Genomic DNA, 15,590 nt, shown 5'->3' with positions numbered 1-15,590 from the left:
AAGCCTTTAAACTTCAACTTAAAAGCTTGTAATTATGAAAAAACGAGTGCTCGTAGGAATGACCGCATTGCTTCTTTCCCTCTCGTTGCTAATGGCGCAAGAGATACCGGCAGGAGTGATTACGGCATTTAAAAGAGGAAGCTCGCAAGAGCTAAGTAAGTATATGGGGGACAAGGTAAACCTGGTGCTCCAAGGTCGCTCGACAAACGTTGACAAACAGAAAGCAACAGCTGCGATGCAGGAATTCTTTACGAAGAATAAAGTCAGCGGATTTAATGTGAACCATCAGGGAAAACGGGACGAATCGAGTTTCGTTATCGGTACGTTGGCTACTACTAATGGGAACTTTCGTGTGAACTGCTTCCTGAAGAAAGTGCAGAATCAATATTTAATACATCAAATAAGAATTGACAAGATCAATGAATAAGGAAAAAGAACTGATCGACAAGTTGATCGATCTTGCTTTTGCAGAAGATATAGGTGATGGCGATCATACCACCCTTTCATGTATTCCCGCTACGGCAATGGGAAAATCAAAATTGCTTATCAAAGAAGCCGGTGTGTTGGCTGGCATCGAAGTAGCTAAAGAAATCTTCAACCGTTTTGATCCTACCATGAAAGTGGAAGTGTTTATCAATGACGGAACAGAAGTGAAACCGGGTGATGTAGCAATGGTAGTGGAAGGAAAAGTGCAATCTTTACTTCAAACCGAACGCCTGATGTTGAACGTGATGCAGCGTATGAGCGGCATTGCAACAATGACCCGTAAATATGCAAAGGTATTGGAAGGTACAAATACCCGTGTGCTTGATACCCGCAAAACAACTCCCGGTATGCGTATCCTCGAAAAAATGGCAGTGAAAATCGGTGGCGGAGTAAACCATCGTATTGGTCTGTTCGACATGATTCTTCTGAAAGACAATCATGTGGACTTTGCCGGAGGTATCGACAAAGCAATCACTCGTGCCAAAGAATATTGCAAGGAAAAAGGTAAAGACCTGAAAATAGAAATAGAAGTCCGCAGCTTCGACGAACTGCAACAAGTTCTTGATCTCGGCGGAGTAGACCGTATCATGTTTGATAACTTCACTCCCGAAATGACAAAGAAAGCAGTAGAGATGGTAGCAGGCAAATACGAAACCGAATCTTCGGGTGGTATCACCTTTGATACTCTTCGTGAGTATGCCGAATGTGGCGTAGACTTCATCTCTGTAGGAGCTTTGACTCATTCAGTGAAAGGACTGGACATGAGTTTCAAAGCATGCTGATAGTATAATAAGCGGTGAACTGTAAGCGGTGAACGATAAACAGTAAACGGTGGATATTTTGTAGCATGATTATGCGCAGCTTTGTTCATCATTTACCGTTTATCGTTCATCGTTTTTTCTTTCCCGTTTATTATTATCTATCCTTTAACTTCTTTTAGCAATATTCCTTGCAGCATTCCTCAAACTCTCGCGTCTAATGAGCAAACGACGCAGACATACGTTCGATTTTAAAAAAAAGTAATTGACTTTGGAAAACGAGATAGAACTGATAAAGGGCTGTCGGGCAGGAAAGGATTCAGCCCGAAAGGAACTTTACACTCTCTATTCCAAGCAGATGCTGGCGGTATGTTTCCGCTATACGGGCGATATGGATGCGGCGCACGATGTACTGCATGACGGTTTCATCAAGATTTTTACCAACTTTTCGTTCCGGGGTGAGTCTTCACTTTGTACATGGATTACCCGGGTGATGGTTACTCAATCACTCGATTTCCTGCGACGGGAGAAGCGAGTCAGCCAGTTGGTAGTGCATGAAGAGCAGCTTCCCGATATACCGGATATATCGGATTCGGGAGGAGGGGCTGGAATCTCCGAAGAGCAGTTGATGGCTTTTATTGCCGAATTGCCGGATGGTTGCCGAACCGTTTTCAACCTTTATGTGTTTGAAGAGAAATCGCACAAGGAGATAGCCAAGATGCTTCATATTAAAGAGCATTCATCTACTTCGCAGCTGCACCGGGCCAAATATTTGTTAGCAAAAAGAATTAAAGAGTATAGAAATCATGAAGAAAGAAAATGATGAAATAACCGATCTGTTTCGCACGCGTCTCGCTGATGCCGGGATGAGTGTACGGGATGGCTTTTGGGAAGAGCTCTCGCAGGAAATTCCTGTGGCTTGCCAGCATCGTCGTCGGATTCTGCTCTTCCGTGTAGCGGCTGCGGCATCTGTATTGCTTGTTTTGGCAGCCTCGTCGGCTACTTTCTTGTATTTCTCTCCAAAGGAGGAAATGGAAGAAGCATTTACAAAGATAGCCGTGACGAATGGAGGACAGATGGATGGAGATGGAATACGCGTCAATCAGTTGCCGTTGCCGGTAGAACCGGTGTTGCCGAAACCGGCTCCGAAATCTTACGGTATGCTGTCGCAATATACGGAGGAAGAAGATTCTCTTTCAATCACTTTCTCTATGTCGTTTTCTTTTTCTTCCACTACTTCTACGGGAAATGGCAACCGATATGGTAATCAGGGGCATAATGGTTATTGGCAGGCAACAAACGGTAATACAGGATCATCTGTCGCTTCGGAAGAACAGTCGAATGTCGATATGTCTCAACCCAAAGCAGTGAAAAAGCATCGCTGGGTGATGAAAGTTCAAGTGGGTACAGCACTTCCGGCAGATAACGGTACTTATAAAATGCCGGTTTCCGCAGGGGTGACGGTAGAGCGTAAGTTGAACGATTTTCTTGGCATAGAAACCGGATTGCTCTATTCGAACCTCCGTTCTGCAGGGCAGCACTTGCACTATCTGGGAATCCCCGTTAAAGTGAACGTGACGTTGGTAGATACGAAAAAAATCGACCTTTACGCTACTGTAGGAGGAATAGCCGATAAATGTATTGCCGGTGCACCGGACAACAGTTTTAAAGAAGAACCTATCCAGCTGGCAGTGACTGCCGGTATTGGAATCAACTATAAGATTAATGACCGACTTGCTGTTTTTGCCGAACCCGGAGTTTCGCATCATTTTAAGACAGATTCGAAATTGGCTACGGTACGAACAAAACGGCCGACTAATTTTAATTTACTTTGCGGACTCCGCATGACGTATTAATCCTTATGAAAATGAAAAAAACACTACTAATGCTGTGGATGGCTGTTTGCCTGATCGTATCCTTTACAGGATGCACCAGCGAAGAAATGGATTATAACAATCCGGATGTTGCTCTTTTTGTGAAGCAATTGAAGTCGGGTACGTACAAGATGAAGAATGAAAAAGGGGTGGTGGAGGTTCCTCATTTCACGGAAGAGGATATCCCCGAACTTTTAAAATATGCAGAAGATCTGACTATTATCCCTTCTTTTCCGTCGGTTTATAATATGAACAACGGTAAGATTCGGTTGGGTGAGTGTATGCTTTGGGTGATTGAATCTATCCGTCAGGGCACACCTCCGTCATTAGGTTGCAAAATGGTATTGGCGAATGCTGAAAATTATGAAGCAATCTATTTCCTGACCGATGAGGAAGTACTCGATGCAGCCGCTTGTTATCGTAGTTGGTGGGAAGAACGCCAATATCCGAAAACGAGATGGACAATTGATCCGTGCTACGATGAGCCGCTTTGCGGATCGGGTTATCGTTGGTGGTAATAAAGGGGAAGAGCCTTCGGAAAGTAAAAAATAGGAAACATTCATGTGGGAACATTTGTTTGTATCAGCAGTCTTTTGCTGCTGACAGGGGATTATTACGCTCAAACGATAGGCTCTCATACGTGCAAATGTATATGAAGTGCTCCGAAATATAGGTAATGAAAGAGTAAAAAGGATGGATGGATTAAAACGGTTTATAACAACGATGGCACTGTGCTTGACTGCTGTATTTGCATATTCGCAAGTATGGACGGCGCAAGATTCTTTGCATTTGAAGAAATTGCTGGAGAGTGACCAGGAGTTGCATTTAAATATGGATGCTGTGAAATCGATTGATTTCGGAAGCGCAGTGGGTACTCCCCGGATGTCGGAGGAGAAAAGCTGGATGATGCCTGACGAATCGCTTCCTGAAGCGTTGCCTAAACCGAAAGTGATGTTGACTCTGATGCCATATAAAGCGAATACCCGCTATAACTGGGATCCCATCTATCAGAAGAAGATAAAGATCGATAAAAATACCTGGCGGGGTGATCCTTTCTACGAGATACGCCATCAAAGATCTTATTCAAACTGGGCACGCAATCCGATGGCAAAGGGAATGCGTAAGTCGTTGGATGAGATACAGGCGAGTGGGGTGCGTTTCCGTCAGTTGGGTGAACGTGCTAACGGAATGATGGTGAACACGGTAGTGATGGATGCACCTATTCCCTTGTTTGGTGGGAGTGGAGTGTATATCAATGGTGGAACTATCGGCGGACTTGACCTGATGGCTGTCTTTACAAAAGATTTCTGGAATAAGACGGGACGGGATAACCGTGCCCGCACATTGGAAGTGTTGAGAACTTATGGAGATTCTACCACTGTGTTGATAAATAAACCAATTGAACAGATTGCCCGTTGAAGGCGTTATAATGATGTGTTGATGTAGCAATGCGCTAATGTGCTGACTAGAGAATGTTTGTAATTGAATAATTAGTATATTTGTGTGTTGTTATGTTGGCGCATTGTTATATAGCTTTGTCGCTATTATTGGTATCTTAGTATATTAACACATAGATAAATTATTGGTTATGAATAGAATTACTTCTCTTCTGGGTATTCGGTATCCTATTATTCAAGGTGGTATGGTGTGGTGCAGCGGTTGGCGTCTTGCTTCTGCTGTGAGCAATGCCGGTGGACTGGGATTGATCGGTGCCGGTTCCATGCATCCGGACACTTTACGCGAGCATATCCGTAAATGTAATGCGGCCACGAAATTGCCTTTTGGTGTAAACATTCCTTTGATGTATCCCCAGATAGAAGAGATTATGAATATTGTGGTGGAAGAGGGAGTGAAGATTGTTTTTACCTCTGCCGGAAATCCGAAAACGTGGACTGGGTGGTTGAAAGAGCGTGGAATAACGGTTGTTCATGTTGTTTCTTCTTCCCGTTTTGCTGTAAAATGTGAGGAGGCTGGAGTAGATGCGGTAGTGGCAGAAGGGTTTGAAGCCGGAGGGCATAATGGACGCGAAGAAACAACGACTTTCTGTTTGATTCCGGCTGTACGTGAGGCTACAACATTACCTTTGATAGCTGCAGGAGGTGTCGGCACAGGGGAAGGAGTATTGGCTGCTATGGTGTTGGGAGCCGAAGGGGTGCAGATAGGAACCCGTTTTGCTCTTACTGAAGAGAGTTCAGCGAGTTCGGTATTTAAAGATTATTGCTTGAGTCTCAGAGAAGGGGATACTAAGTTGTTGTTGAAAAAGCTGGCTCCAACACGTTTGGTAAAGAATGCTTTCCGCGAAGCGGTGGAGAAGGCTGAAGATAGTGGAGCTAGTGCTGAAGATTTGAGAACTTTATTAGGACGGGGGCGTGCTAAAAAAGGAATCTTTGAAGGTGATCTGGAAGAAGGGGAATTGGAGATCGGACAAGTTTCGGCAATCATATCCCGTCGGCAGTCTGTGGCAGAAGTAATGAACGAATTGGTAGCGGCTTATCAACGGGCGGCAAAGAAAGATTATTTATTTTAAAGATATAGCTCACCACAGAGTAATACAAAGTCTTGCAGAGTTTTTTAAAGGTTATCAATCGAAGACGTAAGACATTGAGATAGCCTTACTTTGAAAAAAAGAAAGAACTCTGTAAGACTTTATATTACTGTATGGTGAAAATGCATAGTTACAGGTTGATAGGATCGTACTTCAAACCAAATACGTCGGCAACGGCCTTATAAACGATTTTTCCTTCTACGATATTTAATCCGAGTGCTAATGCTGGATTCTCTTTGCAGGCTTTTTTCCATCCCTTATTTGCTAAAGCTATCACATAGGGGAGGGTAGCATTGGTTAGTGCAAGGGTGGAAGTGTAAGGTACAGCTCCCGGAATATTAGCTACTGCATAATGAACGATTCCGTCTACAATATAGGTCGGTGCACTGTGGGTGGTCGGGTGAGAGGTCTCGAAACATCCTCCCTGATCGATTGCTACATCTACTAATACTGTGCCGGGCTGCATTATTGAAAGCATCTCTTTGGTAATCAAATGTGGTGCTTTATCACCGGGAATCAGTACAGAGCCGACAACTAAATCAACATCCGGCAATTCTTTTCTGATTCTTAGTTCGGATGCGTACAATGTCTTTACATTCTTCGGCAGTGTCTCGCTCAAATAGCGCAGACGTGCCAGATTTATATCTGTAATAGTGACATCTGCCCCCATTCCAGCAGCCATTTGTGCAGCATTGCTACCTACAACTCCACCTCCTAAAATTAATACTTTAGCTGGTTTAACACCTGGTACACCTCCCAAAAGGATACCTTTTCCGCCTTGCGGTTTTTCCAGAAAACGGGCGCCTTCTTGGATAGACATACGTCCGGCAACTTCACTCATGGGAATTAATAAAGGTAATGAGTGGTCTGCTTCTTCTACAGTTTCATAAGCCAGGCATATTGATTTGTTAGAGAGCATAGCAAGGGTTAATTCCTTGTCGGAAGCAAAATGGAAATAAGTGAATAGTAACTGTCCTTTTCTTATTAAGTTATATTCAGTGACTATCGGTTCTTTCACTTTTACTATCATCTCAGCAGTGGCGTAAATATCTTCTATTGTTGGCAGGACATGTGCGCCGACAGCTTGATATGCTTCATCCGGAAAACCGCTATTTACTCCCGCTGTATGTTGGATAAACACCCGGTGCCCTTGTTTTACCACTTCGGCCACTCCTGAAGGTGTCATGCCTACACGGTTCTCATTGTTTTTGATTTCCTTTGGTACTCCGATAATCATAATGTTACGTATTAAAGATTTAACATGTTCGAAAGTACGAAAAATCCCCTTACGTTGTTATTCGTAAGGGGATGTTTTAGAACAGAATGCCTTGCGTGTTGAGATGAATAAATGCGTAGAGTGGTTGTTTTATAGACATTCACTGCCCTGTTTGTTGATTTTCATGCTTTTTCCATAGAGACCCACTCGAGCTATGTTGTTATAAAAGGGTTCTGCAATATCGTACTTAAAAGGAAGTACTTCTTCATTGTCTTTGTTTATATACCCCCACTTGGACGACTGACTTTCAATACAAACAGCAGCCAATCCTTCAGAGAAAGAGCGTCCATTATCATATTCCAGGGGAATGACAACTTCTCCTTTCTTGTTAATGAATCCTATCTTATTGTGTAGCGAGACGAGAGCTAATCCTTCCGCGAATTGTTCTATTTGACTGTAAGTCGGTGGAAGAATGTAGTTTCCTTGTCTGTCAATCAATCCCCATAATCCATCGTGGCATACCCGTGCACATTCTTGTTCAAACGAGTGAGCGGCTGTGTATTTAAACGGAATCTGTATTTGTCCGGTATGGTCGATGAATCCGTATTGAGAATTGAGTACTACCATCCCTAATCCTTCTTTAAAAGAGAAAGCCCGTTCGTACATTAGAGGAATGACAACGTCATATCCTTTATTGATGTATCCCCATTGGATTTTTCCTTTTACCGGAGCCAATCCTTCGGAGAAACGGCCAATTGCCGAGAAGCGCTTTTTCTTATTAGCTACCCCATAAGCTAAAAAAGAAGCGAAGAACTTTGTAATAGTGCTGCTCATTACCTTTATTGTTTGTGTGGTAAGCGTCCGGATACCATATATATACAAGAGAAGCGTGGACGTCGTTAGTTCATTCTATTCAAGGCTCTGGTAAACCTATTGGGAAATGAACAACAGAGTCCACGCCCTTGCATATAACAAAGACGTGAACGCTTAGTTGCCATTATCTCCCCAATTAAAGAATTTACCAGATTCTGAATAGAGATAATATTCTAAACGCTTCTACGTTATTAATCGTAATAAGTCGCTACAAAGATACGGATTTCTTGTTAAAGAACAATGCTTTTAGGGGATAAAGATTTAATGGTGAATGAGGTAGGTGTACAAAATGAGAAATGGCTAATAGATAGATTAAAAAAAGCTCCTTTTACGCTTTAGGTAAAGGGAGCTTTTTAGTCTATGATGTCAGGCGGTTTGTTTCTATGAAAAATGCTTGGTTATTAGTTTAAAAGTCCGGGATTAGCATCAATTGCATCTTGTGGAATACGCAATGTGTAACGGGAATCATCTTGTACAAGTGTGTAGGTTACATCTTCAATTTCTTTTTTGATTTCCGGTCGGGTAGTTCGGCGTAAATCAAACCAGCGATGGCCTTCAAAAGCAAGCTCGCGAGCACGTTCTTTCAGAATTTCTGTGACTAGCTTTTCTTGGCTCATCGCGTTTATTTCATTCTTTTTCTGCTCATAACCTTCTGATGTATAACGATTCTCTATTAGTTTCAAGAGCCGGGTACGTGCTTCAGGTAATTTGTTTAAATGTGCAGCAGCTTCTGCTGAATTTAAATAAAGCTCTCCGGTGCGGAAAGTACATTTGAATTTAGATTCACCACTTTTGATGGAAGTATAATTTCCATTTTTATTTGCTTGATAATACTTGTTTGGACGTAGATCTTTTCCTTCCTCATATTCTTGTAAAAATGAAGGGTAAAGTAAGAGTGATCCGGCATAATCGCTATTTGGAAAAACTTCATAGGCAGTGATCATTTCTACAGATGTAAATTCATTAGGAAGTTTGCCTCCTTCATCATTTAGGTTTACCAATGTCGATTTTCCGGCTAATACACGTTCCGAAGCTTCATAAGATTTGCTCCATTCACCCATGTATAAATATACCCGTGATTCCATAGCATCTACTGATAATGTTGAAAAACGGTATGAATATTGAATTTCCCATTCTTTTTTATTAATCAGTTTCCGTGCTGTTTCTATATCAGATAAAATAGAGGTATATATTTCCTTTACAGTATTTCTTGATGGTATTTCTTCTAAATCAGTATTGAGTTTTAGAGGAACTGCTTTGGTTTCTAATGCTCCGGTAGCTGTATAAGGTTGTCCATAAAGATTGACCAATATGAAATGCATATATGCTCTCATGAGGTAAGCTTCTCCAACTAATTGATTAATATCTTCTTGGCTTCCTTCTGATATTTCATCTTTTTTATCGATGATTGCGTTGGCATAATAGATATTGGTATAATAGGCCGCCCATCCAAATTGTCTCGTACTTGCATTCGGATTAACATCATTCCATTTTTCAACATCTCCTAAAGAATTTTTGGAAGTGGCATCAGACTGTAATATGGTTGCGATATCTGTTCTGATTTCGCATATTCCTCTGTCATTGAGTGCTGTATTGTAAGCTGTTGTGAATAAAGCTCTGTATTCAGCTAGCGTATTGGGAATTACTTGGCCTACTGGTTGTATGTCCAAATAACTATCACAGGAAGATAATAACAGGCTTCCTATTAATGTGAATATATAATATATTTTCTTTGTCATAATATATTTTTTAAAAGTTAAGACTTAGATTGAAGGTAATGGATTTGGGAACTGGGGTAGAGTATAGGTTGCCCATTGATTCCGGATCCATATAATTATCATAATTAGAGCTGATAACGAATAGGTTACGAGCCTCTAATCCTACAGTTGCTCCGCCGATACTTAGTTTATGAAGCCATTCGGATGGAACCCGGTAAGCAAGACGTATATTTTGTAGACGTACAAAGCTTAGCTTTTTTACCCAGATATCCAGTGATCTGTAAATGTCATTTCGAGTACTGAACAAGTAGTAGTCGGCCGGATTGTAATTGTACGTTGCTAATGCAGGGAACTTTCCTGTTGTATTTTCCGGTGTCCATCTATCCAGTATGTCTCTATTCATATTGCGCCCTGGGTCTAAGTCAGATACATTATAACTTGGAGTTGTTTTTACGTGTGCTCCAAAATTATATGAAAAATTCAGATTCAGTTCCCAATTTCGGTAATTGAACGTATTTAGAAAACCGCCTGTGTAGGGAGCATCTGACGTTCCAACATAGCTGTAAAAGTCTCTTTGTTCTTCAGTACTTGGTCCTATTTGGTAAGTGCCAAGACCATCTTCATTCGATGTCATTCTGAATAACTCTTCTACAGTGACAGCTTTCCCCTCTTTATTCTCAAGATAGATTTGTCCTGTATCAGGATTTATACCTTTTGTTTTTAGTGCAAAGATTGCACCTACGGGATATCCTTCCAGACTAGGAGTCACTTGGCTTTTATCTGTAAGTACTTTTAGTACTTTATTTTGATTATATGCGAAGTTGAAAGTAGTGTACCAAGAGAAGTTTTTAGTGGTGATATTACGTGTCTGCAGGTTTATTTCTACACCTTTATTTTCCATACTAGCCCAGTTTATAGACATATTAGTGAATCCATTTTCTAAAGCTAATGCTTTAGAACCAATTAAGTCTGTTCCTTTTCTATAGTAGTAATCTACACTAAGATTGATGGCTTGATTGAGTACAGAAAAATCTATTCCTAGATTGTAAGATGCTGTTTTTTCCCAGCGTAATTTACTGTTGGGAGCACTATTGATAATAATATTTTCTTCACTGTAACCTGGTAAAATATTCACATTATCATATTTTCCGACTAGGAATGGAGAGGTTCCCTTATCAATATTTCCTTGTAAGCCATAAGAAAGGCGAAGAGCTAAATTATCAATCCATTTGTATTGTCTAATGAACGATTCATTAGATAAACGCCACAAACCGCTTACCGAATAGATTGGTAAGAAACGGTATTTCTTATCTACTCCGAATAAATCAGAACCATCCATGCGCACACTTCCTCCCAATGTATAACGATTCATTAAAGTATATGAACCATTGGCAAAGAAAGAAGCAAAAGCGTTTTCCTTGTACGATTTAGTTTTTAGATTCCAATCATTGGCTTGTGCTTCATCTTTAAATATGAGATTCTGGAATGTTAGTTTCTTGGGATCATATCCGTATCCGGTTGAGGCTTGGTTGTCTACCCAGTTTTTGCGAATTTCCGAACCAGCCATTATTTGTATGTCATGTATATCCCCAAATGTGTTTTTGTATTCTCCTTGGATTTTCCATGTGAGTTGTGAGGTTGTACTATTAGTTGTTTTAAGCATGCCTCCTTCTGGTATAAGATAGGTTTGTACACCATTTTTCCAATATTTATTGGTTTCACGTATATTCCTAATATTATATGAATTTATCCCGGCATATTCTTCTTGCGACAATTGATCCCATTGCACACCAATCTGTGAATAAACTTTCCACTGATCGTTAAAACGTAGCTGAACATCAAAGATAGAATTGATGGCTGTGGTGACAGATTCTTTATTGGTGTTTGCTCGTTCTTCGAATATATTAAAGCCTTGCTTTTCATCTGTTTCATTACTTCTGACTACGTCGTAATCGTAAAGGTAGTTTCCTTGTTCGTCAAACGGAGCAAAGTAAGGGTTGGCGATACGTGAATAATATATAGGGTTAATAAGTCCGTAAGTATCAGTCATAAATGTGTTATTCTTGCGTCTGTTGGCAAAAATAGACATTCCAATTTTTAATATTTTGTTGATTTGGTAAGACGTTTTACTGGTCAGATTAAAACGGCTCATGCTTACACCTGGTACATTTCCGTTTTCTTTGACATAACCAAGTGAGTTGTAATAAGTAACCTTTTCGCTACCACCAGAAATGCTAAAGTTATATTCTTGCGTAAAAGCATCTCTGAATAATATGTCATTCCAGTCTGTATTGATTGTTTTCAGTTTGTTTATAGCATTTTGGGCTTCAGGTGTCAGTCCGTTCCACCCCTGTTCTTTATAGATGTCTATTAAGTTATATTGTTTCATGATAGCAGCAACTTTTCCTTTTTCAGGAAATACCGGTATCGGATCTGTTAATCCCCATAATATGTCAAACCGTGCTTCTTTTAACAATTGAAGTTCCAAATCGACTTTCTCTTCCGAGTTTAGTAAGTTGAGTCGTGAAGTATTGAGATTTGGAGTATAAGTCAATTTAGTATTGAAGTTAATAACAGGTTTTCCGGTTTTTCCTCTTTTGGTTGTTACCACAATTACGCCATTTGCAGCACGTGCACCATAGATAGCAGTAGCAGCTGCATCTTTTAATATCGTAATGCTTTCAATGTCGTTTGGACTTAAACCTGCGATAGAAGATTGTGACATATTTACGATGTCATTATCGTTGTCTTTGTTGATTTCCGGAATATCTGTCCCCTCCAAAGGTATCCCATCCAATACCCACAACGGGTCTTGTGTTCCATTCAGTGAAGCAGTACCACGAATACGAATACGTGCTGGAGCTCCCGGTGCACCGGAAGTTGTCGTTACAGCCACACCGGCGATTTGTCCCGCTAATGCCTGGTCGATACTTTTTGCTGCACCTACCATTCCATCTGTAACATCTACTTTGGCAATGGCAGCAGTCAGTTTACGACGTTCCAGTTCTTGATAACCGGTTACTACGACGTCTCCCAATGTGTGTGCAGAAGCTTGAAGTACAATACGATAAGTATCTTTTCCTGCTTGCAAAACGATGTCTTGTTCTTCAAATCCTATATAACTACAATGTAATCTAGTCACCTTTTCCGGAATGGAAATGGAGAATTTACCATCCATATCAGTGATAGTACCTAGAGAAGTCTGTGATGCTCCGGCCTTTTTTAAGTCATCTGCGTTAACATATACGGAAGCGCCGATCAGAGGTTCATTATCTTCACCGGATATAACGACTCCGGTGATTGTACGATTAGCAGCGCTGGCAAAGGCCAGCGCATTTGCAAAGAGGCATATAAGAATGCACAAGTATTTTTTTCTCATTAATGTAGATAGTTAAAGTAATAAGTGGTTTTATTTGATTCCTAAAGCAGTATTAATACGCAGAATCATGTCCTCATAATGATAGCGTGCAGCAGTATCGGAAGTTCCGAGACGGTTCTGCAACAACTTCTTGATACGTAATAATTCACCGCGTTTCACAGAAATAGCATCTGAAATACGGTTGAGCTGGCTGCCATAGAAATTGAGCACACGTGGAGCCCCCATCCGCTCTTCCTGACGAAGTGCACGTTGTTCGGCAGCGTAACAGCTACAGAAAGGAGTAGCGTGGTCAAGCAAGAAATGTTCGTTGGCGATCTTCTTGTTGATTTTAACAGCTTCCGGTTCTGCAGCGGCTGTAAGTAATGCATCGAGGAAGTTTTTCTGCAAAGAACGTTCCATAACATTAGGGATGCCACCGCGTTCGGTAACACCGAAAATATTCTTATGAAGTCCGTCCATAAGTTCCACTACTGTAAAGGCTTTCTTTCCGTTGACAGATTCATTCTCTATCATACGCATCAAACGAGTATTGCCCAGTAAATCCCAAAGGATATAGGCTTGGGCGTTCTTTAAGATTTGTGTAGGAGCATTTTCCTGTTTTCCGATGGGAGTATTGCGAAGTAGATAAGTATATTGCCCCACTTCCGTGTCAAACAGCCATTTAGGGTATGTCAAAACTTCATCCATCAGAAATTTCAGTGAAGCTTGTTGTTTCTCTTTCTCTACAAATGTATAAGTTTTAACGCCGTCTCCTACAATTGTATTTTCAATGTAGATGCCACCAATATTGGCAAGGACATGATATAAATAGTTGTTCCATTGGTTGATTACAGCGTAGTAGAGGCGAGATGCTTCTTCATAAGTTTGTCCCTTCTCACCGGTAGTAGTCCATTGAAGAATTTGTGGAACGATACGTTTCAGATTCTCAATACCAAGTAAAGAAGAGCGAACCGGATCATCACCTAAATCTTCGTTCTGTGCACGTGGATCTACCGCATCGCGGACGTCCTGTGCCTCACTATATTTATAAAGCCGATCAGTATGTTTGCTCAAGAAATCGAATAAAATATCCTTTTCTTCTTCCGGAGTACTCTTTCCGTACCAACGATATCCATATTCGATAGCGAACATATCGTATGGACCGATATGCGGAGAAAGAACTTTCACGCCATCTCCAGGCTGTGCGATATAATTGAATCGTGCATAATCCATGATAGATGAAGCGGTAGAGTTCATTCTGGAAGTGAATGCTTCGGAACGTAATGAATCTGTCGGGAAAGCCCATGAACCCATCATATTGTGGCGGAGTCCCAGAGAGTGGCCTACCTCATGACAGGCGACGAATCGAATGGCATCTCCCATCAAAGCATCAGGCAATTGTACATTACGTGCTTCCGGACACACTGTTCCGGTCTGGACAGTAATCCATTCACGTACCATAGAAAGCACATTGTGCCACCACATAATATCAGCTTCCAGGATTTCTCCGGAACGGGGATCTAACAGAGAAGGTCCCATTGCATTTTTCTTTTCCGAAGCAGCATAAGTCAGTACGGAGTAATTGACATCATCCATGTCTACATGCATACTGTCCGTGATTTCTTTGGCAATAATCGCATTCTTGAAACCAGCCTTTTCAAAGGCAATCTGCCAGTCCTCGATACCTTTCTTAATGTACGAACGCCATTGGTAAGGAGTTGAATTATCAATGTAGAAGACAATCGGTTTGGCAGGTTCCACCATCTGACCTTTCAGATAAGCCTCCCGATCTTCCGGTTTGGGTTCCATACGCCAGCGGGTGATATACTGTGTCTTATCCGTACGCTGCTGCGCATCACTAAAACTTAATAACGGATTCGTGAAATAACCGACCTTCTGATTGTCGAATCGTCCCATCATCGGCTTTTCGGGCAATAAGAGAATAGAAGAACTAACTTCCACCGTTACATAAACAGTGGTAGTACCTTCCGTTACCCGGGTAGTCAACTCGGAAGTTGCCACGACATTGTTTGAAAAAGATTTGATGGATAAAATACGTGATAAATTCTTGATAGCCGAAGTACCCAGATTAATATTGGTAAATACGTTATTGATACTGGTTTCCGTACCATCATAAATATCATTCACCTTGATTACTAATGCCGTAGAATCTGCATTGACTGCTTCGATCTTGAATGCGGCAATCAGCGGAGAGATAAAATTATCCTTTACCGAACGGAAGATAGCATCCGTTTGGGGGGCCAGAGGTAATGGACGTTGTTGGCGTAACATTAGTTTGCCCGTCGCTTTGTCCCATTCCATGCAAACCATCTGGTTTTCATAGTTTACTCCGCGGTTTACACCCGCATCATTAAGTTCGGCAGGAACTCGTTGCAGCTTATTGACAACTAATAAGTCACGTCCCAAAAGTGAGGTGGGAATTTCAAAATAATAATCATTCTTCTTTTGATGTACAGCAAACATCCCTTTGGTCGTTTTACTGTCTTCCACTAATTTCTCGTAGTCGCTTTTACTCTTCTCTTCTTTCTCTTCTGGTTTTTTCTTTTTCTTTTTAAACCAACTCAGATTTTCTGTAGCGGGGGTAGTTGCAAATGCCGAGAGCGCTTCTCCACTCAGCAATATACATGCAATGACCGCTGCCATTACTTTTACATACATTCTCATTGAGTTTCTAACTTTTAATTATAATTAAAAAACGGCTACAAAAGTACTAATATTAATAACATAATGACTACTAATTT

The 15,590-nt window shown here is 41.1% G+C and carries 12 protein-coding genes; 7 read left to right on the top strand and 5 right to left on the bottom strand.

Annotation, left to right across the window (positions count from 1 at the left end):
• Positions 1 to 34 precede the first annotated feature (34 nt).
• From KQP79_RS18585 to KQP79_RS18555, 7 genes are all read left to right on the top strand, one after another.
• The gene (locus tag KQP79_RS18585) at positions 35 to 427 is read left to right on the top strand and encodes a DUF4783 domain-containing protein (protein ID WP_004326554.1); all 393 of its coding nucleotides are present in this window, start codon (positions 35 to 37) and stop codon (positions 425 to 427) included.
• Positions 420 to 1,268 carry a carboxylating nicotinate-nucleotide diphosphorylase gene (gene nadC, locus KQP79_RS18580; protein ID WP_004300759.1) on the top strand — a complete coding sequence of 283 codons (849 nt, stop codon included), beginning with the start codon at positions 420 to 422 and terminating at the stop codon, positions 1,266 to 1,268. Before KQP79_RS18585 ends, nadC begins: the two co-directional genes overlap by 8 nt.
• A gap of 247 nt (positions 1,269 to 1,515) precedes the next feature.
• The gene (locus tag KQP79_RS18575; protein ID WP_004300758.1) at positions 1,516 to 2,067 is read left to right on the top strand and encodes an RNA polymerase sigma factor; all 552 of its coding nucleotides are present in this window, start codon (positions 1,516 to 1,518) and stop codon (positions 2,065 to 2,067) included.
• A complete protein-coding gene (locus KQP79_RS18570) occupies positions 2,051 to 3,100 on the top strand; it encodes a porin family protein (protein ID WP_061447740.1) in 1,050 nt (349 codons plus the stop codon). The genes KQP79_RS18575 and KQP79_RS18570 overlap by 17 nt, the downstream gene beginning before the upstream one ends.
• 11 nt (positions 3,101 to 3,111) lie before the next feature.
• Complete coding sequence (locus KQP79_RS18565) at positions 3,112 to 3,636, top strand: DUF4943 family protein (protein ID WP_004304253.1); 525 nt, start codon at positions 3,112 to 3,114, stop codon at positions 3,634 to 3,636.
• Positions 3,637 to 3,811: 175 nt separating this feature from the next.
• Positions 3,812 to 4,537, top strand: a complete 726-nt coding sequence (locus tag KQP79_RS18560; RefSeq protein WP_008774701.1) for a DUF4858 domain-containing protein — start codon at positions 3,812 to 3,814, stop codon at positions 4,535 to 4,537.
• 169 nt (positions 4,538 to 4,706) lie between these two features.
• A complete protein-coding gene (locus KQP79_RS18555) occupies positions 4,707 to 5,645 on the top strand; it encodes an NAD(P)H-dependent flavin oxidoreductase (protein WP_004321438.1) in 939 nt (312 codons plus the stop codon).
• Between the two features lie 148 nt (positions 5,646 to 5,793).
• Here the strand turns inward: KQP79_RS18555 and ald are convergent, their stop codons facing one another.
• The 5 genes from ald to KQP79_RS18530 all read right to left on the bottom strand — a co-directional run bounded on the left by ald (position 5,794) and on the right by KQP79_RS18530 (position 15,513).
• Complete coding sequence (gene ald / locus KQP79_RS18550; RefSeq protein WP_004311340.1) at positions 5,794 to 6,900, bottom strand: alanine dehydrogenase; 1,107 nt, start codon at positions 6,898 to 6,900, stop codon at positions 5,794 to 5,796.
• A gap of 129 nt (positions 6,901 to 7,029) precedes the next feature.
• Entirely contained in the window at positions 7,030 to 7,713 is a 684-nt protein-coding gene (locus KQP79_RS18545; RefSeq protein ID WP_004311339.1) for a WG repeat-containing protein, read from the bottom strand.
• A gap of 440 nt (positions 7,714 to 8,153) precedes the next feature.
• A complete protein-coding gene (locus KQP79_RS18540; RefSeq protein WP_004304248.1) occupies positions 8,154 to 9,491 on the bottom strand; it encodes a RagB/SusD family nutrient uptake outer membrane protein in 1,338 nt (445 codons plus the stop codon).
• A gap of 10 nt (positions 9,492 to 9,501) precedes the next feature.
• Positions 9,502 to 12,849, bottom strand: coding sequence for a SusC/RagA family TonB-linked outer membrane protein (locus KQP79_RS18535; protein WP_008648767.1), 3,348 nt, complete (start codon positions 12,847 to 12,849; stop codon positions 9,502 to 9,504).
• Between the two features lie 30 nt (positions 12,850 to 12,879).
• Entirely contained in the window at positions 12,880 to 15,513 is a 2,634-nt protein-coding gene (locus tag KQP79_RS18530; RefSeq protein ID WP_117809084.1) for a zinc-dependent metalloprotease, read from the bottom strand.
• Positions 15,514 to 15,590 lie beyond the last annotated feature (77 nt).

It is taken from the genome of Bacteroides sp. DH3716P, assembly GCF_025914115.1.
Classification (GTDB): domain Bacteria; phylum Bacteroidota; class Bacteroidia; order Bacteroidales; family Bacteroidaceae; genus Bacteroides; species Bacteroides ovatus.
This window is presented reverse-complemented; position numbering and strand designations above follow the sequence as displayed.

What these genes read in the sequence shown, in the direction of transcription:
- nadC (WP_004300759.1), top strand. Translation starts at nt 420, where the DNA reads ATGAATAAGGAAAAAGAACTGATCGACAAGTTGATCGATCTTGCTTTT.
- KQP79_RS18555 (WP_004321438.1), top strand. Translation starts at nt 4,707, where the DNA reads ATGAATAGAATTACTTCTCTTCTGGGTATTCGGTATCCTATTATTCAA.
- KQP79_RS18560 (WP_008774701.1), top strand. Translation starts at nt 3,812, where the DNA reads ATGGATGGATTAAAACGGTTTATAACAACGATGGCACTGTGCTTGACT.
- KQP79_RS18565 (WP_004304253.1), top strand. Translation starts at nt 3,112, where the DNA reads ATGAAAAAAACACTACTAATGCTGTGGATGGCTGTTTGCCTGATCGTA.
- KQP79_RS18530 (WP_117809084.1), bottom strand. Translation starts at nt 15,513, where the DNA reads ATGAGAATGTATGTAAAAGTAATGGCAGCGGTCATTGCATGTATATTG.
- KQP79_RS18535 (WP_008648767.1), bottom strand. Translation starts at nt 12,849, where the DNA reads ATGAGAAAAAAATACTTGTGCATTCTTATATGCCTCTTTGCAAATGCG.
- KQP79_RS18545 (WP_004311339.1), bottom strand. Translation starts at nt 7,713, where the DNA reads ATGAGCAGCACTATTACAAAGTTCTTCGCTTCTTTTTTAGCTTATGGG.
- KQP79_RS18540 (WP_004304248.1), bottom strand. Translation starts at nt 9,491, where the DNA reads ATGACAAAGAAAATATATTATATATTCACATTAATAGGAAGCCTGTTA.
- KQP79_RS18585 (WP_004326554.1), top strand. Translation starts at nt 35, where the DNA reads ATGAAAAAACGAGTGCTCGTAGGAATGACCGCATTGCTTCTTTCCCTC.
- KQP79_RS18570 (WP_061447740.1), top strand. Translation starts at nt 2,051, where the DNA reads ATGAAGAAAGAAAATGATGAAATAACCGATCTGTTTCGCACGCGTCTC.
- ald (WP_004311340.1), bottom strand. Translation starts at nt 6,900, where the DNA reads ATGATTATCGGAGTACCAAAGGAAATCAAAAACAATGAGAACCGTGTA.